Here is a 23172-nt window from a genome sequence, read left to right as displayed (position 1 = left end):
GTCTCCTTACAACTGAGCCTGGTGTCTCAGGTCGCCGACATGCCAAAGAACGCCGGAAAGATCAGGATGGAGATCAGAACCAGAATCTGGAGCAGTATGAACGGCGTGACGCCGCGGTAGATGTCGGTGGTTTTGACCTCGGGTGGTGATACCCCTTTCAGGTAAAACAGACTGAACCCGAATGGCGGAGTCAGGAAGCTGGTCTGCAGGTTCATCGCGATCAGGATGGCAAACCAGAGCATATTGATGCCCAGCAGTTCGGCTATCGGGGCCAGGATTGGCACGATGATGAATGAGATCTCGACAAAGTCGATGAAGAAGCCCAGCACCAGAATGATGATCATGGTCAGAATCAGGAAGCCCCACTTCTCGCCCGGCAATTGCAGCATCCAGTCTTCCAGCAGGTAATCGCCGCCGGTGTAACTGAACACCATGGAAAACGCGGTGGCACCCACCAGAATGGCGAATACCATGGCCGTTACCTTGACCGTATCCCGGGAGCTTTCCCACATCATCTGCCAGGAGAACTGGCGATAGGCCACGGCCAGCAACAGAGCGCCGACTGCACCCAGAGCCGAGGACTCAGTGGGTGTCGCAATACCGGTAAAGATTGAGCCAAGTACTACAACAATCAAAGCCAGCGGAGGGAGAATGGCCACCAGGGCTTTGCCTATTTCCTGGGCCCGAGTGTCGTCGTTATCCCGCGGCATGGCAGGTGCCGATTCGGGTGATCTCCAGCTGACAAACAGAATATAAGCGACATACAGTCCCACCAGCACCACACCTGGGACCACCGCTGCCTTGAACAGATCGCCCACCGGCAGACCGAGTACGTCGCCGAGGATGATAAGAATGATCGACGGCGGGACAATCTGCCCCAGCGTGCCGGACGCACAGATAGTGCCGCAGGCCAGCTTTTTGTCATAGCCGTTCGCCAGCATGACCGGCAGTGAGATCAGACCCATAGCCACAACGCTGGCGCCTACTACACCGGTAGAGGCCGCCAGCAGGGCACCAACCACAATCGTCGAAATCGCCAGGCCGCCGGGCAGACCGCCAAACAGACGCCCCATGGACTCCAGCAACTGCTCTGCCAACCGAGTGCGTTGCAGCACAATGCCCATGTAGATGAACAAGGGTATCGCCATCAAGACCGTGTTCTGCATGATGCTCATGATGCGGAACGGCATGAAGGCGAAGAGTTGCGGGCCTTCTGCAATCAGGCCAAAAATCAGGGCGACGCCACCGAAGGTAAACGCAACAGGAAAGCCCCACAACAGCATGAAGAGGCAGACCACAAACATTATCATGCCGATCATGCCAGACCCCCTGCGCCAGTTTGGCCCTCGTAGGTCGATTCTTTAGCAAGGACTCTCAGGGCGAAGGTCGCCATACCGAGACTGGCAACGGCCAGGAAGAACGAGGAAAACGGAATCAGCCCCTTGATGATAAAGCGGTAGGGCAAGCCACCCGGATCCCCGCTGCCTTCACCCATTTGGTACGAGTCGATCATGTAGTCCCACCCAAGCCAGGCAATCAGCGCAGCAATAGGAAGGGCAAAAAGGAGGGCACCGATCAGATTGATCCAGGCCTTGAAGGCTTCTCTGCGGCCGGCATACCAAACGTCCACCCGCACGTGGCCATCCGTTCGCATGGCATAGGGAATGCCCATCAGAAAAACGAAGGAGTACAGGTGCCATTCCATTTCCTGCATGCCGATGGATACTTCGTTAAAAGCGTAGCGGGCAAGCACATCGTAGAAAACATTCAGCATCATCAGAATAAAAGCCACGCTTGCGAGCCAGCCACACGCCTTTGATATGGCTCCCAGCCCGTTGTCCACAGCAATCAACCAACGCATTGTAGCTCCTCATGCCGAAGCTTTGCTCCGGACCGGTCGGGATTGAATAAGAGCTTTTGAAAAACACCCGTATAGTTTAACCAAACGGCGAAGGCTTTTCACAAACTCCTGATAAAAGAATGCCGGGGCTTCTCGCGAAGACCCGGCATCTGTTAATGGGCAATGAACTTACTCTTCCAGTTCAGCCATGGTGTTCAGGTACGCGCGCTCGGAGATGTTGGTGTAAGCGCGTGCCTTCTCTAGGTACTCTTGCTGCGACTTGACAATCCGCTGGCCCTGTTCGTCATCCTTGATATACTCTTTCAGGACCTTCTCGTCGGCCGCAACCATGGCCTGGAAGATTTCTTCCGGGAAGGTTTTGATCTCGATGTTCGGATGCTCTTCACGAATCGTTGCCCAAGCTTCAGAGTTGGCATGCACAGACTGGGTCAGCATGTCGTAGGAGGCTGTGCGCATGGAGACTCGCAGGATTTCCTGAAGATCGGCAGGCAGTTTTTCCCAGACATCCTTGTTCACCAGGAACTGCAACTCGGTGGCAGGTTCGTGCCAGCCGGTGTAGTAGTATTCAGCAATCTGCTGGAAGCCCAGGCGCAAGTCCAGTGCTGGTCCGACCCACTCAACCGCATCAATGGTGTTGCGTTCCAGAGCGGTGTAGAGCTCTCCCGGCGGAATGTTGGTGGGGCTCACGCCCACTTCGGCAAAGACTTCGCCAGCAAACCCGGGGATTCGCATTTTCAGACCCTGGAGGTCTTCCAGAGTTTTGATTTCCTTACGGAACCAACCACCCATCTGGTTGCCGGTATTACCGCCCGGGAACGACAGCATGTTGTGAGGCTCATAGACTTCCTGCATCAACTCCATACCGCCGCCGTGGTAAAACCATGCCCACTGTTCCTGGGCGTTCATGCCGAACGGCATGCTGGTGAAGAACAGGGTATTGGGGACTTTACCCTTCCAGTAATAGGACGCCGAGTGGCCCATATCGTACTGGCCCGCTTTGACCATATCGAACACACCGAAAGGTGCTTTGTGGCGGTTGGCGGAATCGATCCGGATCTTGAGGCGGCCATTCGACATTTTTTCGGCCATTTCGGCCATGTTCTTGGTGGCATCACCGAAAATCGGGAAATTCGGTCCCCAGGTTTCGGCCAGTCTCAGCGTAAAGTTTTCCTGGGCAAGGGCCGGGGTACTTGTCAGCAAGGCGGTGAGCGCCAGCGCTGCCGTGGATTTCAGTAGTGAACGAATCTTCATGGGTAGGCGTTCCTGTCTTTATTTTATTATAGTTGGCGCCTGGGCACTCGTGGAGGTGTTCCACTGCGACTGCCAGGCAGCCAATTCTGCCTTTTGAAATTACCATGCCTGATTCGTGAAATGAACTAAAATGCGGCTATGGTCGACTTAAGTCTGAGAAAGTCGCTACTGTCCCTGGTCGTCATCTTCCATGACTCTTTGCAACGCATTCATGTGCGAGCGTTGGGTGCGAAAGTCCGCCTCTGGCGCGCCCGCAACAGATACCATCATGCATTCCTTATCGTTGTGGCTGTTTTTGCTACTCTTGACCTGAGTCAGTGCTGCCTTCTCCGGTGTTGCTAACCTCAGGGTTTGACGGCCAGGCTTGCCGTTCAGCATCTTTAATTACGGAAAAGGAAATATCCCGTGGCTGCAGACCAAAACCTCCCGCAAGATCCCGAAAAAGATTTGGCCACCCGGTTCCCCACTGCTTACACCATTCTTTTTCTTCTTATTATCCTGGTGGCTGCCCTGACCTGGATTGTTCCGGCCGGAAAGTATGACCGTGAGATGAACGCCAGTGTCGGGCGCGAAGTTGCGGTGCCGGGCACTTATCAAACGGTTGAGTCCAACCCACAGGGTTTTGTGGATGTGATGCTGGCTCCGACGGCGGGGTTCTATGATCCTGACAGTTATGCCGCGAATGCGATTGATGTGGCCTTGTTTGTGTTGTTTCTCGGTGGCTTCCTGGGCGTAATGAACGCTACCGGAGCGATCGATACGGGCATTCGCAGCGCCATGCGCCATCTCAAAGGCCACGAAATATGGATGATCCCCATTCTGATGTCGCTGTTTGCGATCGGGGGCACCACCTATGGCATGGCAGAGGAAACCCTGGCGTTCTACGCCATTCTGATTCCGGTGATGATGACGGCGGGTTATGACGCTGTAACCGGCGTTGCCATCATACTGGTGGGGGCGGGTATCGGCGTGCTCGGTTCCACCATAAATCCCTTCGCAACCGTCATTGCGGCAAACGCGGCAGACATTCCGTTCACTGATGGCATTGTCCTGCGTTTCGTGCTGCTTGTTGGGGGGCTGCTCATCTGCAGTGCTTACGTGATGCGTTACGCCAAGCGGATCAAGGCAGACCCCTCGCGTTCCGTGGTGGCCAGGCAGTGGGATGCCCACCGTAAACTGTTTCTGCAAGGACACGAAGACGACCTCGGGCAAGCGACTCTCAATGGTACCCAGATCATTGCGCTGATCATTTTCGCCCTGAGTTTTGTGGTGATGATCTGGGGGGTGTCGTCCCAGGGCTGGTGGATGGCCCAGATGGGCGCACTGTTCTTTGGCGCTGCCATCCTGATTGGTCTCATCGCACGCTTGGGGGAAAAGCAACTCACCGGCAGTTTTGTAGACGGTGCCCGGGATTTGCTGGGCGTTGCCCTGGTGGTCGGGCTGGCCCGTGGCATTGTGGTGATCATGGAGCAGGGCATGATCGCCGATACCATATTGCACAGCGCGGAAAGCACCCTGGGCGGTTTGCCGGAACTGGCGTTTATCAACCTGATGTTCTGGATTGAGGTGGGGATGAGTTTCTTCGTGCCCTCCTCTTCAGGTCTGGCCGTGCTTTCGATGCCGATCCTGGCGCCGCTGGCGGATTTCGCCAACGTGGGGCGAGACCTGGTGGTGACCGCTTACCAGTCAGCCAACGGCCTGGTCAACCTGATCAACCCGACGTTTGCGGTGGTGGTGGGTGGTCTGGCCATCGGCCGGATTTCCTATGATCGCTGGCTGGCTTTTATCTGGCCCCTGTTATTGATACTGACGGTGTTTATCACGGTGGTGATCAGTGTTGGTGCCTTTATTTAACCGGATCACCGACCCCGAATTCGACCAATGAGAAGGAGTTCAACATGGCTGAATACACGCTCGGCGTGCACTCGGAAACCGGCAGATTGCGACAGGTGATTGTCTGTCGCCCCGGCCTTGCGCATCGGCGACTCACTCCCAGTAACTGCGATGCTCTGCTGTTTGACGATGTGTTCTGGGTCAAACAGGCACAAAAAGACCACGACGTGTTTTCGGGCCTGATGCGAGCACGGGGCGTGGAGGTGCTGGATGTGAATGAGTTGCTGGCGGAGACCCTGGATATTCCGGCAGGTCGCGCCTGGGTGCTCGACCACCGGATCAACTGGAATTATATCGGCGTTGGTATGGTCTCGGACCTGCGGGCCTGGATGGACGAACTGCCCTCTAGCGAACTGGCGGAATTCCTGATTGGCGGCCTTGAGGTCGGTGATTTGCCTTTCGATCCGGTCGGTCTGTTTGGTAATCACCTGGGACGCTACGGATTCGTGTTGCCACCCTTGCCCAATTATCTGTTCACTCGCGACAACAGTGCCTGGATCTATGGCGGGGTCACTCTGAACCCGATGTACTGGGCCGCCCGCAAACCGGAAACTCTGCTGATGACGGCGATCTACCGTTTTCATCCGGTATTTGCCGGCAAAGTCGATGAGCTCTGGGGCGATCCGCTCGTCAATCAGGGGCTGGCGACCCTGGAAGGCGGCGACATCATGCCGGTTGGTGAGGGGGTAGTGCTGGTGGGGATGGGTGAAAGATCCTCCCCGCAGGCTATTGGCCAGCTTGCCAAGGCGCTGTTCGAGCGTGGGGTGGCGAAGCGGGTGGTGGCTTGCCAGTTACCCAAAACCCGCTCAGCCATGCACCTGGATACGGTGTTCACTTTCTGTGGTGGCAATGTGGTGACGGCGTTCAAGGAGGTGGCAGATGAGGTGGTCTGTTATGACCTGCGCCCCGGCAAGGGTAAGAAGCACCTTACTTTCACACAGGATCCGCGCCCCTTGTTCGAGGTGGTCGCGGATGTGCTTGGCTACCCGCAACTCGAGGTGGTTCCTACCGGCGGCGAGAGCCCGGCCGAGCGAGAGCGTGAACAGTGGAATGATGGTAACAACGTACTGGCACTCAGTCCGGGCGTGGTGATTGGCTACGACCGCAATGATGACACCAACGCCGCTCTGGAGGCTGCTGGTATCGAGGTATTGTCGATTCCGGGTGCCGAGCTTGGTCGGGGCCGTGGCGGCGGTCGTTGCATGAGTTGCCCCACCATTCGTGACCCCCTCTGACAGGAAAGGATAGAGTTATGGCTTTTAATCTGAAGAATCGTCATTTTCTGACTTTGCGTGACTTTACCCCGCGGGAGATCAATTTCCTGCTGAAGCTGTCGGCGGACCTTAAAGCTGCAAAATACGCCGGTACCGAAGTGCCTCAGCTTCAGGGCAAGGATATCGCCCTGATCTTTGAAAAGAATTCGACCCGTACCCGGGTGGGCTTCGAGGTGGCCGCGTTTGATCAGGGCGCCCGGGTGACCTATCTCGGTCCTACGGGCACCCATATTGGCCAGAAAGAATCGGTCAAGGACACCGCGAGGGTACTGGGCCGGGTTTACGACGCGATTGAATACCGTGGTTTTGGCCAGACGGTTGTTGAGGAACTAGCCCAATATGCGGGCGTGCCGGTCTACAACGGCCTGACCAACGAGTTTCATCCTACCCAGATTCTGGCGGATCTCCTGACCATGCAGGAACACGTGGACAAACCGCTTCGGGAGGTTGCCTACGTGTTTATCGGTGACGCGGCCAATAATATGGGCGACAGCCTCCTCCTTGGCGGTGCCAAAATGGGGATGGATGTGCGATTGTGTGCGCCAAAAGCCTGCTGGCCGGCAGCGGCGATCCAGCAAGAAGCCCAGTCGAGCGCACGGGAAACCGGTGCCCGGATCATGATTACCGACGACATTGACGAGGCCGTCGCCGGCGTTGATTTCGTTTATACCGATGTCTGGGTCTCCATGGGAGAAGCCAAGGAAAAGTGGCGGGAACGGATCCAGCTACTGATGCCCTATCAGGTCAACAGCGCTTTGATGGAGAAGACTGGCAACCCCCGCGTGCGTTTCATGCATTGTCTGCCAGCTTTTCACAACACGGAAACCGCGATTGGCAAGGAAATAGAGGCCGAATACGGTATTGATGCCATGGAAGTGACCGACGAAGTGTTCGAGAGCCCGGCTTCGATCGTGTTTGATCAGGCCGAAAACCGGATGCACACTATCAAGGCGGTGCTGGTCGCCACCCTGGGAGGTTGACATGCTGGTGGTAGCAGCCTTGGGTGGAAATGCTTTACTGAAACGCGGCGAGCCGCTGACAGCCGAGGCTCAGCGCGGAAACGTCCAGCGTGCAGCCAGGGCCCTTGCGACCATTGTCCGCGCTGGCCACAGCCTGGTGGTTACCCACGGGAATGGCCCTCAGGTTGGCTTGCTCGCCCTGCAGGGCGCAGCTTACAAGCCTGATGAAGCCTACCCGCTGGACGTATTGGGGGCAGAAACCGAAGGTATGATCGGTTACATCATAGAGCAGGAGCTGGAAAACGCTCTAGATCATGATCGCGCGGTCGCCACCCTGCTGACCCAGGTACTCGTAGATCCCGACGACCCCGCTTTTCGCAAGCCCACTAAATTTGTCGGACCGGTGTACGACCGGGCAGAAGCCGAATCCCGTGCCGAGGCCGCCGGCTGGCAGATCGCCCAGGACGGTGACAAGTGGCGCCGGGTGGTGCCTTCTCCCAAGCCCCTGGAAATTCCTGATATGCGGGTGCTGAAACTGCTGCTGGAACAGGGCGTAGTGGTTGTCTGCGCCGGCGGTGGCGGCATTCCGGTGTTGCGGCGCCAGGACGGCAGTATGGTCGGTGTCGAAGCGGTCATCGACAAAGATGCGGCCAGCGCGTTACTGGCACGGGAATTGAGTGCCGAAGCCTTGCTGTTATTGACCGATGTGGATGCGGTCTATCAGGATTTCGGCAAGGATAGCGCCCGGCCACTGGAGCAACTGACGGTGACTGAGGCCCGGGCACTGGATATGCCCGCCGGGTCCATGGGCCCGAAACTGGCCGCAGCCTGCGACTTTGCCGACGCCGGTGGGTTGAGTGGTATTGGAAGGCTGGAAGACGCACTGGCAATACTGGAGGGCCGGGGGGGCACCCGCATCGCCGGATGAAACCCGGAGCAAGTCAGCATTGGTTTGGCCAGCCGGCCCCGATTGAGGCAAGCTGGCCACACTGTTATTCCATAGACGTAGCGCCGATACGGTGAATGCTGACATCCGCACCGTTGAACTCTTCCTCCTCGCTCAGCCGCAGTCCTGAAATGGCTTTGACAATACTGTACACGACCAGGCCGCCGACGAACGCAACAACGACCCCGGCGGTTGAACCAATCAGCTGGGACATCAGGCTGACGCCACCGAGCCCGCCCAGGGCGGACTGGCCGAAGATGCCGGCAGCGATACCGCCCCAGATGCCACAGACCCCGTGCAGCGGCCAGACACCCAGAACGTCGTCGAGACGCTCGATTTTGTTCTGGGCCCACTCGAACAGATAGACAAAAATGGCCCCGGCGATGCCACCGGCGATCAGGGCACCAACAGGGTGCATAAGGTCAGAGCCGGCACAGACGGCCACCAGGCCGGCGAGCGGACCGTTGTGGATAAACCCCGGGTCCTTACGGCCTGCGAGCATGGCAACCAACAGGCCGCCCACCATGGCCATCAGGCTGTTGACCGCCACCAACCCGCTGATGCCATCCAGGGTCTGGGCCGACATCACGTTAAAGCCGAACCAGCCAACGGTCAGAATCCAGGCACCGAGAGCCAGAAAAGGAATGCTGGATGGCGCAAAGGCAACCACTTTTCCGTTGCGGTAGCGGCCTTTGCGAGCCCCCAGCAGCAGTACCGCAGCCAGGGCAATCCAGCCGCCGACGCCATGCACCACAACCGAACCTGCGAAGTCATGAAAAGATGCCCCGAACTGGGCCTCCAGCCAGGCCTGGAAACCATAGTTGCCGTTCCAGATCATGCCTTCGAAAAACGGGTAAACCAGCGCGACAATCAGGGCCGAGGCGATCAGCATCGGGTAAAACCTCGCCCGCTCTGCAATGCCGCCCGACACAATAGCCGGAATGGCTGCTGCAAAGGTCAGTAAAAAGAAGAACTTGACCAGCTCATAGCCCTGGCTGGTCGTGAGTGTTTCGGCACCGCTGAGGAAGTGACCGCCGTAGGCGATGTAGTAGCCCACAAAGAAATAGGCGATGGCGGAAACGCCAAAATCGGTAATGATTTTCACTAATGCATTGACCTGGTTCTTATGCCGGACAGTGCCCACTTCGAGGAAGGCAAAGCCCGCGTGCATGGCGAGTACCATAATGGCACCGATCAGTATGAACAGCGTGTTTGCGCTTTCGGTCAGGGTTTGTACTGCACTGGTGATGTCCACGGTTCGGTCACTCCTGGGTAATGGCTGTTCATGAATGGCGGCTCTGCGCTTTGTTAGAGTGCAGATCTAGCAAGAGATGTTCCAAAAGTGGGCAATATGTGTGCGAATGGGACGTTACGTTGGCAGGAAATAAAAGTTGGTGGCTAATTAATCAGTTATTTTCAGGCATAGGCACTATAAAGGTGCACACTGCAGAGCTGTGCCGTCTATTGGTGCTTCGATGGATGGCCGGTTTATCGCGAACGAGCTTTGTATTGGGTTGGGCAGTACCCGCGGACTACGCCTGGCGGTGAGGTTAATGCTTGGCCACAATACTTGGCGATGCTTTTGTCGTTTAAGGCCCCTGTGGCAGACTGTTAACCAGTGGTTTGCGGACTGCCCCTATTACTGAGGAACGGAGGAATACCCGTGGACAAAGAACGGATTCACTTGTGGATAATCTTGTTGGCCAGTCTGGTTGTTATCGGTGGTTGCGCCTCTGCTCCGGAATCATCATCGCCAGTTTCTGAAGCCAGTCTGACCAATACCTACTGGAAATTGCTGCGGGTAGGGGGTGTAGAGGTCCGGATTGAGGACAATCAACGGGAAGCACACCTTATTTTTCGCGACGACGGTTATGTGGTTGGCCATACCGGCTGCAATAGCCTCAAAGGCCAGTACGGCGTCAATGAGGGCAGGATTGGCTTTCTGGCCATGGCTGCAACGCGTATGGCGTGTTCGGGGGACACCACCGAAGGGCCGATGCTGGATGCGATGAAAAATACAGCAGACATAGTGATCGAGGGTAAGCGCATGACCTTGCTGAACGAGCAAGGCGATTCGCTGGCGATACTGGGGGCAGTCTATCTGAAGTAGTCTACCCTGAGGAGGAGAATCAGGCGGTAAGTGCCCGGGACACATCTGCTGTCGGGGCGGGTGAACAATCCCTGCTGTTTGTTATCTGATGGGTAATGCCGGAGACGTCAAGCCGGTCGAGATTTCATATGCTTACAACAGGCCGGAATGATCGGCCAGGCTAAGTCATTGATAGTCGTGTTTTGTTACATAAGAAATTACAATTTATAGCACTAAAGTCTAGGCTGGATTTGGGACATTCAATCGGTCCTTCGGACAAGTGGGTGCAAAACGTCAGATTAATGCTTCTACTCACGGGGACCAGTAGTGCTAATCTACGCATGGTTTTCCAGGGTCGGGATGTTCTACGGTGAAGGTAATCGCATTTCACAATCTCAAGGGCGGCGTCGGCAAAACTGCGGCTGCGGTCAATATCGCCCAACTGGCAGCGGATGATGGCGTGCCTACCTTGTTATGGGATCTGGATGCGCAGGGTGCAACCAGTTGGTATTTTGCACCGGAAGCCGCAAAAGCCCGTTCACAGCCCAAGGCGGCCAGGGTGGTAAAAGGCAAGACGCCGATTGGCCACCTGATTACCTCTACTGCCACCACCTGCCTTGATCTGATACCCGCCGACCCGAGCTTTCGCAACATCGACTTGCAGCTGGAGAAACACGGCGCCGGCAACACGCTTAGGCAATGGCTGGAGCCGATGGATGAAGATTATGGCCTGGTGATTCTGGATTGCCCGCCGACCTTGTCCAGGCTGGCGGAGGAGATTTTCGCCGTCGCCGACAAAATCTATGTGCCGCTGATTCCAACCTGGCTATCCATGAACAGTTGGGAGCAGGAGCAGGCCTTTATCACCGACAAGAATCTCGACAAGAAGAAATTCGCTCCGTTCCTGTCCATGGTGGACCGCCGAAAAAGCCTGCACCGGGAGTTCCTGGACACCCCGCCGAAAGCCCTCAAACGGTTGTTGGCGGGGTATATTCCCTACGCCAGCGATGTCGAGCGCATGGGCGAACATCGCAGCGCAGTCAGCCATTTCGCCCCCCGTTCCACCGCAGCCCTCGCCTATCAGCTCATGTGGAAGAACATGAAGAAGCAACTCAAACTCTAAGCGAATTGTAGGAGCGACTTCAGTCGCGAAAAAGGTTCAGGGCAACTTTACCGATCGCGGTTAAAACCGCTCCTACAACTACTCCGTCTGCGTGGGATTACCAGTAGGTCCAGATGCCCCTGATTGCCGCGGCGGCGCCGGCCACGGCGGCTATTCCCAGGATGATTGGCCTCAGGCCGCCGAAGGGTACCCGGTTGACCAACAGGCCCGAAAGCAGGAAGCCCGCGAGCACACCGGGAAAGGTGACTACAAACAGCATCAGCTCACGCATCCCCAGATGGCCGGAGACTACCAGGGCGATCGTACTGGCGATGCTGGCGAAGAGAAAAAACGCTGACATGTTGGCCCGCACCAGTGGGCCCAGCTCGTTCTGGTAGATCAGTGCGATGGGCGGCCCGCCTACTGCGGTGATCGTCCCCATGTAACCGGAGGCTGCCCCGGCTATTACACTGTTGCGCGGTGTCAGTGTTGGCCTTAACCCCGCTACGCTGAGCGCCACTGCCGTCAGGATCAGACCGCCGAAAATCAGCCCGAACGCCTGGCTGGACACCACCGCCAGAGTCATGCCCGCCAGCACGGTGCCCACCACATCGCCGCCAATAGCAAACCGCACTTGCCTGAAACTCAGGCTGGCGCGATTGCGGATCAGCATCATGATCGTCAGCAGGACAGCGTTGAGCACCAATGGGCCGGGCACCAATAGCGGGCTGACCAGAAACATCAGCGGTGCTGACAGGGTGCCGATCCCGTAACCCGCCACCCCTTGCAGACAGGCGCCTGCGAGCAGGGCGATATTGGCCAGTAGAATCTGGATCAGGCTGATCTCGGTCACGGTAATCGAAGCTCCTGTTTACATCCGTTTGGTCAGAATGGCTCCGCGAAATCCCGGACGAGCAGTGTTGCCTTGGATTTCTCCGTCCCGCAATACCCTTACAGAAGCGGCCAGTCCGCTGCATCCACCGTGTGAAGTCCGACCGGTTGTTCTGCCTCACCGCCCCAGCGGTCTATGAAGGTACCGAGCGGGTCGTATTGCTGTGTCTGCTTGAGCAGATTGAACTGCCGCAGCCCGCGGGGGTCAGCGCCTACGCCGGCCAGATACTGCCAGTTACCATAGTTACTTGCCACATCATAGTCGATCAGTTGTTCTTCGAACCATGCCGCACCGTAGCGCCAGTCGAGTCCCAGTTCGTTGACATAACAACTGGCCACCAACTGGCGAGCGCGATTGCTCATGTAGCCGGTTTCCCGCAGCTGATTCATGGCGGCGTTCACAATCGGATATTCCGTGTTGCCTTCGCACCAGGCCTTGAACCGATGGCCATAGAATGTTGCCTGGCGACGTTTGCGCTGGACGCCATCCCGGCGGAACAGATTGGCGCCGTGCCTGATGGCGTACCAGTGGAAGTATTCCCGCCACAGCAGCTCGAACCATAACCAGTAGGTGGACTCGTTTTTGGTTTCCCTGTTCTCATAATCCGTCAGGGTTTCCGCCACCTCGCGAACGGAAAGGCAGCCATTGGCCAGCCAGGGGGAGAATTTGGAAGACGCATTCCAGTCATCCAGGGCGTTGCGGGTTTCTTTATACCGGTCGACACTGTGGGTGGTGTACAGAAATTCGTGCAGTCGCGCCAGGCCTGCCGCTTCTCCGCCCGAAAACTCCAGCGGGTGTTGTGCCTCCGGGATGGGCGGGCAGTCGCCCCGATTGTCGTCCGGAAAACCTGGCGGTGGCGGTAAGGCCGTCAGCGTGCGGATGCGCAGGTGTTGCGATTGATGCTCGCCGGCCTTTTCCACCTGTTTTCGGAATTGCGAGAAGGTGTCTGGCAGGTCCGACAATGCCATGGGCAGCGAGCTTTCGGTGAACAGGCTCAGGGTTTCGAATTGCTGAAAGATCGGCCCCGTCGCATTGTCTTTGACTGCTTGCCACTGTCGGGCCTCGTGAGTGCCCGGCTGCCGGGAACGAATGACCCGTGCAATGTCATGGCTGTGAATCAGATCCGGAATTACAGTTTCGGGCTCACCGTAGGCTATGTGCAGGCGCTGGCTCAGGGGCCGGAGGCTGCGCTCCAGCGCCATCAGACTTTGCCACAGGAAACGCCAACGGTGGCCACCCATCGCTTTGCTTTGATGAGGGCCCGGAGCAAACCACCGCGGATCCACCACATACACACACAGCAGCATGTCAGACTTTGATGCGGCCAGCAGGGCAGCGTTGTCATGCAGGCGTAAATCCCGGGTAAACCAGTAGAGAGTATTCAAGGTAGGGGGTTCCCTGTCACTGGGTGTTTGATCGGGGAGTTTACGTTGAGGTTTATACAAGAGATTAAAGGTTGGCGGAACAGTAGCGAAGGTCAACGGGAAATCGGGCGCCGGTGGTCCCACCGGCGCCCGCTCAGGGGTAAGGAAAGCCTGAGTCTAGAGCTCCTGGGCGGTGGGGCGCAGGATGATCTCGTTGATGTCCACGTCGTGGGGCTGTTCGATGGCGTACACAATCGCGCGGGCGACGGCGTCTGCATCAATAGCCACTTTGTAGAGCTCTTCGGCCGCTTCGGCAGCGGTAGGATCGGTGATGGTGCTGGTCAGCTCGGTGGCTATCGCACCTGGTGAGATATTGGTGCTGCGAATCTCGTCACCGGCTTCCATCCGCAAGCCTTCCGACAGTGCCCTGACGGCGTATTTCGTGGCGCAGTATACGGCAGCCCCGGGGAACACCTTATGGCCCGCAACGGAAGACAGGTTGATGACGTGCCCGCTGTGCTGTTCACGCATGATCGGCAGTACCGCTGCGATGCCGTACATCACGCCCTTGATGTTGACGTCGACCATCTGGTCCCACTCGTCCACTTTGAGTGCGTCCAGCGGAGCCAGAGGCATCAGGCCGGCGTTGTTCACCAGCACATCAATGCGACCAAAGGTATCCTTGGCGATTTTGGCCAGGGCTTCGACCTGCTTGCGATCGGTCACGTCGGTAGTTTGCCAGATGGCCTCGCCGCCGTTGGCCTTGAGCTCTTCGGTGAGCTTGACCAGGCGGTCTTCCCGACGTGCCGCCAGAACGAGTTTGGCGCCGCGCTCGGACAACCGGCGGGCGGTGGCTTCACCAAGCCCGCTGCTGGCACCGGTAATGATGACGACTTTGCCTGTGATCTGATCGTTTGCTGTAGTCATGAAGACTCCTTGTTGAAACGTTTTAATGAATTACGCGGTGGCTTTCTGATCGGCCAGCGTCGGGTAGTCGGTGTAGCCCTTTACATCGCCACCATAGAAGGTGCTGTCGTCCCACTCGTTCAGTGGCGCATCCTTTCGGAAGCGCTCTGGCAGATCCGGATTGGCAATAAACGGACGTCCGAACGTGACCAGGTCGCAGCGACCGGCGCTGATGCGGCGTCTTGCTTCTTCGGCGGTGTAAGCCCCGTTGGCGATGTAGCTGCCGTTGAAGTTGGCCTGAATCGCGTCGATAACCGATTCCGGACGGCCATTGGCATGGTTGCCCTGGAACGAATCTTCCACGACTTCGATGTAGGCAATGCCGAGATCGTTCAGATGCCTGGCGAGTACCCCGAAGGTTTCCAGCGGGTCTTCGTCGTACATGGCGTTGAAGCTGCCGGTTGGACTGACACGAATGCCCACGTTTTCCTTGCCCCAGACATCAACAACAGCCTGGGTAACCATCAAGGTCAGTTGGGCGCGGTTCTCGGCAGAGCCGCCGTACTCATCGGTACGCTGGTTGCTGCCGCTCTTGAGGAACTGGTCCAGCAGATAGCCATTGGCAGCGTGTACTTCGACTCCGTCAAAACCGGCCGCTTTGGCGTTCTGGGCGCCGATGCGGAACTGCTCCACAATGCCGGGGATTTCGTCGGTCTCCAGGGCGCGGGGCTCAGGAATATCGACCATGCCGGAATCGGCGCTGACGAAGGTTTTGGCGCCCTCTGGTGCGATAGCAGAGGGTGCGACTGGCTTGCGGCCGTCCGGCTGCAGATCAGGATGGGAAATCCGGCCGACGTGCCAGAGCTGCATATGAATACGGCCACCGGCGTCGTGAACCGCGTCGGTCACTTTTTTCCAGCCGGCAATCTGCTCATCTGAATGAATGCCCGGCGTGAAGGCATAGCCTTTGCCCTGAGGCGACACCTGAGTCGCTTCGCTGATGATCAGGCCCGCACCGGCACGCTGTTGATAATACTCAACGTTCATGTCGTTGGGTACATCGCCGGGCTGGCTGGAGCGTGAGCGGGTGAGTGGTGACATCAGCACCCGGTTTGGCAAGGCAAGGTTGCCAAGTTTGAAGGTTTCGAACAGGACGTCTTGGGGGTGGTCGTTGCTCATGCAAGTTTCTCCTATTGGATCATCTTTAGTTAATTAGACCAGTCTACTAGTCTCAGAGTGAAAAAAATTTACCCGATACGCAGGCACTGTTTGAAGAAGACCTTAACGAACCGTTCCATGGGTTCGGTGGATTTCACCACCTTGGCCCGCAGAATGGCGCCCTCCCAGCCGGACAACAGAAAACTGGCTACTTCATCGGGGTCCAGAGCCGGGTCAACGTCACCGTTGGCCTGGGCTTCTGCGATACAGTGGGAGAACTTCTTCTCCCAGCTCGTGAACACTTTATCCAGCCGGGTCCGGAACATCTCATGCTGGCCAGCCAGCTCCTGCCCCAGATTGCCCATCAGGCAGCCCTGGGAATACTCGCAACTGGTCATGGTTTCCAGCCCGGTGTCGAAATAGGCGTAAAGACGATCGATACACGATCGGCTTGGGTCCGTAAGGATTTGTTCCAGCCTGGTCTCGTATTCCTCTCCGAACGATTCTATGACTGCCAGGCCAAAATCGTTCTTGCTGCTAAAATAATGGTAGAACGAACCCTTGGGCACGCCCGAGGCTGTTAGAACTGCGTTCAGGCCTGTCGCCCCGAAGCCTTTACGGGCGATCAGGTCAGCACCGACCTGAATGATGTGATTGCGAGTGTCGTGTGATGTCATGGTTGTCATATTAGACCGGTCGTCTACAATGAGTCAAGCACGTAAAATCCGAAACCTATTGAAGGAGTCTACCAATGATCAAATCGCGCGCGGCCGTGGCCTTTGGCCCCAACAAGCCTCTGGAAATCGTCGAAGTGGATGTCGCACCACCTCAGAAAGGAGAAGTTCTGGTTCGTATTGTTGCAAGCGGCGTTTGCCATACTGATGCCTTCACCCTGTCCGGCGCCGACCCCGAGGGCATTTTCCCCGCCATTCTCGGGCATGAGGGTGGGGGCATTGTGGAAGCAGTTGGAGAGGGAGTGACCTCGGTAGAAGTGGGGGATCATGTGATACCGCTTTACACTGCCGAGTGCGGCAAGTGTAAATTCTGCACATCCGGCAAGACCAACCTGTGTAGCGCCGTGCGCGCAACCCAGGGCAAGGGCGTGATGCCTGACGGCACCTCCCGTTTCTCTTACAAAGGCGAGCCGATTTACCACTATATGGGCTGCTCCACCTTTTCCGAATACACCGTTCTGCCGGAAGTGTCACTGGCCAAGATCCCGAAAGAAGCACCATTGGATAAAGTCTGTCTGCTGGGTTGCGGCGTGACCACGGGTATTGGTGCGGTGCTGAACACCGCCAAAGTCGAAGAAGGTGCGACCGTCGCGGTCTTCGGTCTCGGTGGCATCGGCCTGGCTGCAATTATTGGCGCGACCATGGCCAAAGCCAGCCGCATCATCGCCATCGACATCAACCCGGACAAATTCGACATCGCCAAGCAGCTTGGTGCCACCGATGTGGTCAACCCGAAGGATTTTAACAAGCCGATCCAGGAAGTCATCGTCGAGATGACCGATGGTGGTGTGGATTATTCTTTCGAGTGCATCGGTAATGTCAATGTTATGCGCTCAGCACTGGAATGCTGCCACAAGGGCTGGGGTGAGTCAGTCATCATCGGTGTCGCGGGCGCTGGCGAGGAAATCTGCACCCGTCCGTTCCAGCTGGTCACCGGCCGGGTCTGGAAGGGTTCTGCCTTTGGCGGTGTGAAGGGGCGTACCGAATTGCCAGGCTTTGTGGAAAAAGCCAAGACTGGTGAAATTCCCCTGGACGTGTTCATCACACACAATATGCCGCTGGAAGACATCAATGAGGCATTTGATTTGATGCATGAAGGCAAAAGCATACGGACCGTCATTCACTTCTGAGCGATTGCGTCGGATGCCCCCGCCGGTTTTCCGGTCAGGGGGCTGCGGTAGGCTCCTGTTCGCAGCTGCCTTCACCATCGGTTAAAGCATCCGATCCGCGACACTCCGGGCGACTACCGTCCCGGTTGTTTATCAGATGAGGGAGGGTCAGCTGGCGCGCCAATGAAGGTATCTTCTGGCTGGTTATTCAGACTGGGCATTGCTGCGACTGTGGCCTTACTCATGGCAGTGTTGTGGCTGGTGCTCAGGGAATTGGGTATGCCAGCGAGCCTGTCGCCGGACGCCCTGTCAGTGTGGCTGAACGGGCAGGGTGTCTGGGGGCCGGTGTTCCTGTTTCTGATGATGGTGCTGGCGGTGGTGGTGGGGCCAATTCCGACACTGCCTGTCAGTGCCGCCTCGGGCCTTGCATTCGGCGTTTTATGGGGCACCTTGCTGGCAGCGGCTGGAGCCTTGGTGGGTGCCATGATCGCGTTTTCTGTTGCCCGGATACTGGGCCGGGAAGCCTTGAAGAAAAAGCTGTCAGCAAACCCGGTCTTCGCCTCCGACGGCTCCCAGCGACTGTTATTCTGGATGGTGTTCCTGACCCGCCTGATTCCGCTGTTCTCTTTTGCGCTGATCAGCTACGCCGCTGGTGTAACGGCGATTCACGGTTGGCGATTTGCGGTGGCATCGTTACTGGGGATGCTCCCGATGACGTTTGTGTTCGCCGGGCTTGGCAATACCTTTGAACTCAACCCATTCATGACGGTCGCCGCTGCCGTTGCCATTCTTGTCGCAATGACTCTGCTGCCCTGGTACCTCGCCCGCAGGCCTGGTTCGACTCTGGTCCGGTGGTTGCAACTAAATTCAAAGCGCTAAGTGTGTAACAGATTCATTATTTGGCCGTCAGTGCTGACAGTATTCATAACGGACCGTGCTCGGATCCATCCATTTACCCTGGTGGCTGGACCAGCCCGGGTTTGATCCGATTCCGCTGGTCAACACCTTCGGTGTCAGCGGCGTGAACATGTCCCAGTTCGAGTTCTGGACCTGGGACTACCCCGCCATGGCCCTGAAGGACTCGGTGCTTACCAACATCCCCTCGGTGATGAACTTCGGGTTGCTGCTCGGTGCCATGTTGGCGGCCGGGTTTCCGGCTGCCAAACTGGTGGGGAGGACTGTTAAAATGGAACGAGCATACAGCCGCGCCCGCATTGTGGTGGTGTTGGGGATTATTCTGGTGCTGATCATGGCGGACCACCTGAGTAGCCCGACCTTTGCGTTCAACTCCGGGCAGGGTAACGTGGAAACGGCGCTCACCCAGCGCGACGAGTCTGCCTGCGCGCCCTGCGGGGCGCCTTGTCCGTCAACACGAGACTGACCCCTTTCTGAGGAACTGGCCGGTGTAACCGGCGGGAGAGACAGCAAATGAATAACGTATGTGTAGTGATGGGTGTGGGGCCAGGCAATGGCACTGCCTTTGTGCGGCGCTTCAGTAACGAGGGCTTTCAGGTGGCGATGCTAGCCCGCAGCGTGGATTACCTGAAGCAGCTGGAGCAATCGGTTACCGGTGCCCATGCCTTTCCCTGTGACATGATGGAACCCGAGCAGATCACCTCGGTGCTGGCGGCCATCGAGAGCAAACTCGGACCGGTTTCAGTGATGCTTTATAACGCCGGTGGCGGCGTGTTCAAGAACGTGGAAGAGGCCAGCCTGGAAGACTTCGAGGCCAACTGGCGCCTCAATGTTCAGGGCCTGGTGGCGGCCACCAAAGCCGCATTACCGCAGCTGCGTCAGCATGATACCGCCAGCATTATCATCACCAGCGCGTCGGCGGCGACCCGGGGCCGGGCCAACACCGCGCCTTTTGCTTCGGCCAAGGCGGCCCAGCGCAGCCTGGCCCAGTCACTGGCACGCCAGCTCGGGCCGGAGAAGATCCATGTGGCGAACGTAGTCATCGATGGTGTGGTGGACCTGCCCCGCACCCGCGAGTGGCTGGCGGACAAGCCGGACGATTTCTTCGTCAAGCCTTCCGCCGTGGCCGATGCCGTCTGGAATCTGAGCCAGCAGGACCCCTCCGCCTGGACTTTCGAGCTGGATATCCGTCCGTTCGGCGAGGCCTGGTAGCAGCCGGCGGAGGAATGGGGATAAGTGTTATACCGGATTGGTGGCCAGGATTTTCTTCAGAAAATTCTTCGTCCGGGGATCCTGCGGGTGATAGAAAATCTCGCTGGGCGGTCCCTGCTCCACAATGCGGCCGCCGTCGATAAAGATCACGCGGTCCGCCACGTCCCTGGCGAAAGACATTTCATGGGTGACCACCATCATGGTCTGGCGCTCTGCTGCCAGCTGTTTCATCAGCCCCAATACTTCCTCCACCCACTCAGGGTCCAGCGACGACGTGGGCTCATCAAACAGAATGACCTCGGCACCGGCGGCCATAGCGCGGCCGATACCAACCCGCTGCTGCTGGCCGCCGGACATGGACGCGGGGTAGGCATCCGCCTTCTCGCCCAGGCCGATCTGGTCAAGGATTTCGCGCGCCCTTCGGTAAGCCTTTTCCCTGGGCCATTTATCCACCACCAGCAGACGCTCGGCGATGTTCTGCAGCGCTGTCTTGTTGGCAAACAGCGCATAGTTCTGGAACACAAATGCGGTTCGCCGCCGCATGGAGAGGATCTCTGCCCGGCTGGCCCGCTTCACATCCACGGTGAGGTCTCCCACAGTCATCGTGCCGGCAGTGGGTTGCTCCAGGAAATTGACGCAACGCAGCAGTGTGGATTTTCCGGTGCCTGAAGGTCCGATGATCACCACAATTTCGCCCTTTTCGATCGTCAGGTCGATTCCATCGAGAACCACCGTCTTGCCGAAATGTTTGCTCAGTGACTCTAACTTGATCATCGGCTATAGGCCTTGTTCAGGCGGATTTCCAGATAGTTCTGAAGCTTGGAAAGTAGTTCAACCACTATCCAGTACATGATGGCGGCCACAATGAACGCTTCGAAGTACAGGAAGCTACCGGCAGCCTCTTTCTGGGTGGCCCCCATCAGTTCCGTGACCCCCAGGGTGAACGCGAGAGAGGTCGCCTTGATCATGTCGATGAAGTAATTCATCAGAGTGGGTAGCGCCACCCGGGTGGCCTGGGGCAGAACAATCCGCCGCATCATCTGGCCATTGGTCATGCCAATCGACAGCGCGGCTTCAGTCTGGCTTCGGTCAACACCAACGATAGCGGCACGGATTGATTCGGCCATGTAGGCGGAAAAGTGCATGGTCAGACCCATGATGGTCGCTGTGACACCGTCGATGACGGTCAATGCACTGACCAGTTGCGGTAATCCATAGTAAAACAGGAACAGTTGCACCAACAGTGGCGTGCCCCTGAAAAAAGAAATGAACACGATAGTCAGTTGGTTGAGCACCGGGATGCGAAGCACCCGGACAATGGCGAACAGGCAGGCAAGGATAAGTGCAAGCACCATCCCGATGCCGGCCAGTTGCAGGGTAAGGGGCAGGTACGTGAGCAGCACAGGTACCAGCCCAAGCATATACTCGACGTTCAACACGTCCATAGGGCGTCAGGCCTTGGTATGCCCCTCAGGGCTGGGTGATATCCGTGCCGAACCACTTCTCTGAAATGGAGGCCAGGGTTCCGTTGTCACGCAGGGTCGCCAGGGCCTTGTTCACTTCGTCCCGCAGGGCCCGGCCGGTATCAGTGTCGCGGAACGGGTAGGCGTTGGTGATCTGCGAGAAGGTGGGGCCGGCCAATTCAAGGGGCAGGGGCTTCTCCTTGATGATCTGGCTGGCGCTGACTCTGTCCATCACGAAAGCATCTACACGGCCCAAGGCAGTGTCCCGCTCCAGGTTGCTCTCATAGGTCTTGATATCGATCTGATCGGCGTAAGGAAGTTCCCGCAGGAGTGCCTCGAAATTGGAGCCCAGGTTCACAGCGACGGTCTTCCCCTTCAGATCTTCCACTCCCCGGATTTCGGTGTTGCCTTTTTTGGTCACCACCTGTGCGCCGTCATAGACGTAGGGATCAGTGAAAATATAGGCCTTCTTCCGCTCTTCGGTAATGGTGATCTGGTTGGCAACGGTGTCGATACGCCCGGATTCCAGCATGCCAAACAGGCCCGAGAAGTTGGCGGTTTCATACTTGATGTCACGCCCCATCTCCTCGCCCAGAGCGTTCATGACATCGACGTCGAAACCTTTGAGCTCATCCTGCTCTACAAAGGTAAATGGGAAATACTGGCCGGACATCCCAACCCTCAACGGATCATCCTGTGCAAGCAAAGATGCGCTTGTGAATAGTGAAATCGTTAGTAACACGTTGATCAGTAGCGTTTTCATAAAACCTCCTTCCGTATTGCATCGTAACTGAAGCATAGTCGGCAGTGAAAATTGGGCAATGATACATATCATCGGCAATTAACCAGACTCTCAATATCCGTGAGGATATCAGGGGCATCGGTTACGCGCGCCAACCAGCTCAGAGGGATGCCGCGCCCGCCGCCCACGCCATGGAGCGCCGCCATGGCTGGCCCGATAATCCAGGCCCGGCCACAGGAATCACCCCCGCAATGGATGTTGGCCCGGACAGCTCCGGTATAACTGTCGGCATGTCTGAGGATGTGAAAGATCACCGGCATAGCCTCGTGCAGATAGCAGGTGCGGCCATAGGTGTCACCGGCGCCTGCCGCATCCAGAAGGGAGCCGGACCGGGCTTTGTTGAGGGTTTCCGGGTCTGGTGCTTCCGGGGTAGCAGCGTCCAGTGCTGCCGACATGGGTTTGCCCTGGAAAAGCTGGTTCAGGAGTGTCGCGGCGCATTTTGCCCAGGCTACCGCTTCGTCATTATGATTGGTGATCCGGACACCGGTTTCGGTGACTTCCATCAGTTTGTCGCTGCCACAATAGCAGGCCACCAGTGGCGGCAATTTGGAGACTGCCGGCAGTTGCATGTCATCAGCACCACTTTCAGGCAGTAAGTGTCGGTCGATGGTTTCGGCCAGGTGTACGCCCGCATTCTGTATCTCCGGTTGCTGGTAGGTAAGGCTGATGGCCCGACGAACCGGTTCTGCCAGTTGCTCGCCACTCAGGCGCCGGGTGTAGGGCAAAACCTTCTGCACCAATATCCGCTTCTGCTTTTCGGTCAGTTCGGCTGTGGTGGTCGATTGCGCCTGTTCAATGGCTTTCTTCTCGATGGTGTTCAGGTTGTCCAGGGTCACCCGGGTAGGGTTGTCGATGTAGCCCCGCCAATGGCCACCGGGCCCGAAGAATGCCCGAAAGCGCCGCTGGTAATCCCGGACATCCAGTTTGCCCTCATTGGCCAGAAGACTGTCGGTCAGTACCCCCGTGGCGGCACCGTAGTGGCTGATATCTCCGGGCTGTTTGCCGCCGTGGGCAAAGTAACCGACGCCGCCTTTGAAATAGTCGGGCTTCGGTGGCAGAAATTCCGGCGACTGCCCGCCCACCTCATGGATACGCTGGCTGTCGTAAAGCCAGTGCAAGCCTAGGCTTGCCGCATCCGCCACCCAGCCACCGGCCAGGGCGGCGATTATGGCGGGTTTTCTGTCGCTGGACAGGTTGCTGGTCATTGGAAAACCTCTTTGGTCATGTTCAGAATTCGGGGCC

24 protein-coding genes are annotated in these 23172 nt (G+C 57.4%); 10 read left to right on the top strand and 14 right to left on the bottom strand.

Annotated features, from left to right (window positions below; translation table 11 throughout):
* Nucleotides 1-26: 26 nt before the first annotated feature.
* The 4 genes from F6Y09_RS17070 to F6Y09_RS20195 all read right to left on the bottom strand — a co-directional run bounded on the left by F6Y09_RS17070 (nt 27) and on the right by F6Y09_RS20195 (nt 3490).
* On the bottom strand, nt 27-1319 hold the full coding sequence (locus F6Y09_RS17070) for a TRAP transporter large permease (protein WP_152208142.1): 1293 nt from the start codon (nt 1317-1319) through the stop codon (nt 27-29).
* Entirely contained in the window at nt 1316-1861 is a 546-nt protein-coding gene (locus F6Y09_RS17065; RefSeq protein WP_152208141.1) for a TRAP transporter small permease subunit, read from the bottom strand. The genes F6Y09_RS17070 and F6Y09_RS17065 overlap by 4 nt, the downstream gene beginning before the upstream one ends.
* A 168-nt stretch (nt 1862-2029) precedes the next feature.
* Nucleotides 2030-3112: a TRAP transporter substrate-binding protein gene (locus tag F6Y09_RS17060; protein WP_152208140.1), complete on the bottom strand. Its 1083-nt coding sequence runs from the start codon at nt 3110-3112 to the stop codon at nt 2030-2032.
* Nucleotides 3113-3277: 165 nt separating this feature from the next.
* Entirely contained in the window at nt 3278-3490 is a 213-nt protein-coding gene (locus tag F6Y09_RS20195; RefSeq protein ID WP_179959452.1) for a hypothetical protein, read from the bottom strand.
* A 27-nt stretch (nt 3491-3517) separates the two neighbouring features.
* Here F6Y09_RS20195 and F6Y09_RS17055 point away from each other — a divergent pair, with 27 nt between their 5' ends.
* The 4 genes from F6Y09_RS17055 to arcC are packed head-to-tail and all read left to right on the top strand — an operon-like array spanning nt 3518 to nt 8166.
* The gene (locus F6Y09_RS17055; protein ID WP_152208139.1) at nt 3518-4966 is read left to right on the top strand and encodes a YfcC family protein; all 1449 of its coding nucleotides are present in this window, start codon (nt 3518-3520) and stop codon (nt 4964-4966) included.
* 44 nt (nt 4967-5010) lie between these two features.
* Nucleotides 5011-6240 (top strand): arginine deiminase, encoded by a 1230-nt coding sequence (locus tag F6Y09_RS17050; RefSeq protein ID WP_152208138.1) that lies wholly within the window; start codon nt 5011-5013, stop codon nt 6238-6240.
* A 17-nt stretch (nt 6241-6257) separates the two neighbouring features.
* Nucleotides 6258-7259, top strand: coding sequence for an ornithine carbamoyltransferase (locus tag F6Y09_RS17045; RefSeq protein WP_152208137.1), 1002 nt, complete (start codon nt 6258-6260; stop codon nt 7257-7259).
* A 1-nt stretch (nt 7260) separates the two neighbouring features.
* Complete coding sequence (gene arcC / locus F6Y09_RS17040; protein ID WP_152208136.1) at nt 7261-8166, top strand: carbamate kinase; 906 nt, start codon at nt 7261-7263, stop codon at nt 8164-8166.
* Between the two features lie 64 nt (nt 8167-8230).
* On the opposite strand, the gene F6Y09_RS17035 is transcribed toward arcC, so the two are convergent.
* Nucleotides 8231-9439 (bottom strand): ammonium transporter, encoded by a 1209-nt coding sequence (locus tag F6Y09_RS17035; protein WP_152208135.1) that lies wholly within the window; start codon nt 9437-9439, stop codon nt 8231-8233.
* A gap of 408 nt (nt 9440-9847) precedes the next feature.
* Here F6Y09_RS17035 and F6Y09_RS17030 point away from each other — a divergent pair, with 408 nt between their 5' ends.
* Complete coding sequence (locus F6Y09_RS17030) at nt 9848-10294, top strand: META domain-containing protein (RefSeq protein ID WP_179959451.1); 447 nt, start codon at nt 9848-9850, stop codon at nt 10292-10294.
* 349 nt (nt 10295-10643) lie between these two features.
* Nucleotides 10644-11396, top strand: coding sequence for a ParA family protein (locus F6Y09_RS17025; RefSeq protein ID WP_152208133.1), 753 nt, complete (start codon nt 10644-10646; stop codon nt 11394-11396).
* A 97-nt stretch (nt 11397-11493) separates the two neighbouring features.
* Here the strand turns inward: F6Y09_RS17025 and F6Y09_RS17020 are convergent, their stop codons facing one another.
* From F6Y09_RS17020 to F6Y09_RS17000, 5 genes are all read right to left on the bottom strand, one after another.
* Nucleotides 11494-12228: a sulfite exporter TauE/SafE family protein gene (locus F6Y09_RS17020; RefSeq protein ID WP_152208132.1), complete on the bottom strand. Its 735-nt coding sequence runs from the start codon at nt 12226-12228 to the stop codon at nt 11494-11496.
* Between the two features lie 98 nt (nt 12229-12326).
* Complete coding sequence (locus F6Y09_RS17015) at nt 12327-13652, bottom strand: DASH family cryptochrome (protein ID WP_152208131.1); 1326 nt, start codon at nt 13650-13652, stop codon at nt 12327-12329.
* Nucleotides 13653-13808: 156 nt separating this feature from the next.
* Nucleotides 13809-14558, bottom strand: a complete 750-nt coding sequence (locus F6Y09_RS17010; protein ID WP_152208130.1) for an SDR family oxidoreductase — start codon at nt 14556-14558, stop codon at nt 13809-13811.
* Between the two features lie 30 nt (nt 14559-14588).
* Nucleotides 14589-15716 carry an alkene reductase gene (locus F6Y09_RS17005; protein WP_152208129.1) on the bottom strand — a complete coding sequence of 376 codons (1128 nt, stop codon included), beginning with the start codon at nt 15714-15716 and terminating at the stop codon, nt 14589-14591.
* A gap of 68 nt (nt 15717-15784) precedes the next feature.
* Nucleotides 15785-16372 (bottom strand): TetR/AcrR family transcriptional regulator, encoded by a 588-nt coding sequence (locus F6Y09_RS17000; protein WP_152208310.1) that lies wholly within the window; start codon nt 16370-16372, stop codon nt 15785-15787.
* A gap of 74 nt (nt 16373-16446) precedes the next feature.
* Here F6Y09_RS17000 and F6Y09_RS16995 point away from each other — a divergent pair, with 74 nt between their 5' ends.
* The 4 genes from F6Y09_RS16995 (at nt 16447) to F6Y09_RS16975 (ending at nt 19665) form a co-directional block, all read left to right on the top strand.
* Nucleotides 16447-17559 (top strand): S-(hydroxymethyl)glutathione dehydrogenase/class III alcohol dehydrogenase, encoded by a 1113-nt coding sequence (locus F6Y09_RS16995; RefSeq protein ID WP_152208128.1) that lies wholly within the window; start codon nt 16447-16449, stop codon nt 17557-17559.
* A gap of 162 nt (nt 17560-17721) precedes the next feature.
* Complete coding sequence (locus tag F6Y09_RS16990; RefSeq protein WP_152208127.1) at nt 17722-18417, top strand: TVP38/TMEM64 family protein; 696 nt, start codon at nt 17722-17724, stop codon at nt 18415-18417.
* Between the two features lie 55 nt (nt 18418-18472).
* Entirely contained in the window at nt 18473-18919 is a 447-nt protein-coding gene (locus F6Y09_RS20625) for a hypothetical protein (protein WP_246180579.1), read from the top strand.
* A gap of 47 nt (nt 18920-18966) precedes the next feature.
* Nucleotides 18967-19665 (top strand): SDR family NAD(P)-dependent oxidoreductase, encoded by a 699-nt coding sequence (locus tag F6Y09_RS16975; protein ID WP_152208126.1) that lies wholly within the window; start codon nt 18967-18969, stop codon nt 19663-19665.
* A 27-nt stretch (nt 19666-19692) separates the two neighbouring features.
* Here F6Y09_RS16975 and F6Y09_RS16970 read toward each other — a convergent pair whose 3' ends face one another.
* The 4 genes from F6Y09_RS16970 to F6Y09_RS16955 all read right to left on the bottom strand — a co-directional run bounded on the left by F6Y09_RS16970 (nt 19693) and on the right by F6Y09_RS16955 (nt 23135).
* A complete protein-coding gene (locus F6Y09_RS16970; protein ID WP_152208125.1) occupies nt 19693-20439 on the bottom strand; it encodes an amino acid ABC transporter ATP-binding protein in 747 nt (248 codons plus the stop codon).
* Nucleotides 20436-21110, bottom strand: a complete 675-nt coding sequence (locus F6Y09_RS16965; protein ID WP_152208124.1) for an amino acid ABC transporter permease — start codon at nt 21108-21110, stop codon at nt 20436-20438. Before F6Y09_RS16965 ends, F6Y09_RS16970 begins: the two co-directional genes overlap by 4 nt.
* 25 nt (nt 21111-21135) lie before the next feature.
* Nucleotides 21136-21891, bottom strand: a complete 756-nt coding sequence (locus F6Y09_RS16960) for an amino acid ABC transporter substrate-binding protein (RefSeq protein ID WP_152208123.1) — start codon at nt 21889-21891, stop codon at nt 21136-21138.
* Nucleotides 21892-21959: 68 nt separating this feature from the next.
* Nucleotides 21960-23135: an ADP-ribosylglycohydrolase family protein gene (locus F6Y09_RS16955; protein ID WP_152208122.1), complete on the bottom strand. Its 1176-nt coding sequence runs from the start codon at nt 23133-23135 to the stop codon at nt 21960-21962.
* Nucleotides 23136-23172 lie beyond the last annotated feature (37 nt).

Origin of the sequence: Marinobacter changyiensis (assembly GCF_009193265.1) — a bacterium.
GTDB lineage: Bacteria > Pseudomonadota > Gammaproteobacteria > Pseudomonadales > Oleiphilaceae > Marinobacter > Marinobacter changyiensis.
The sequence above is the reverse complement of the archived record's forward strand: the minus strand, read 5'-3'. Positions and strand labels throughout refer to the sequence as shown.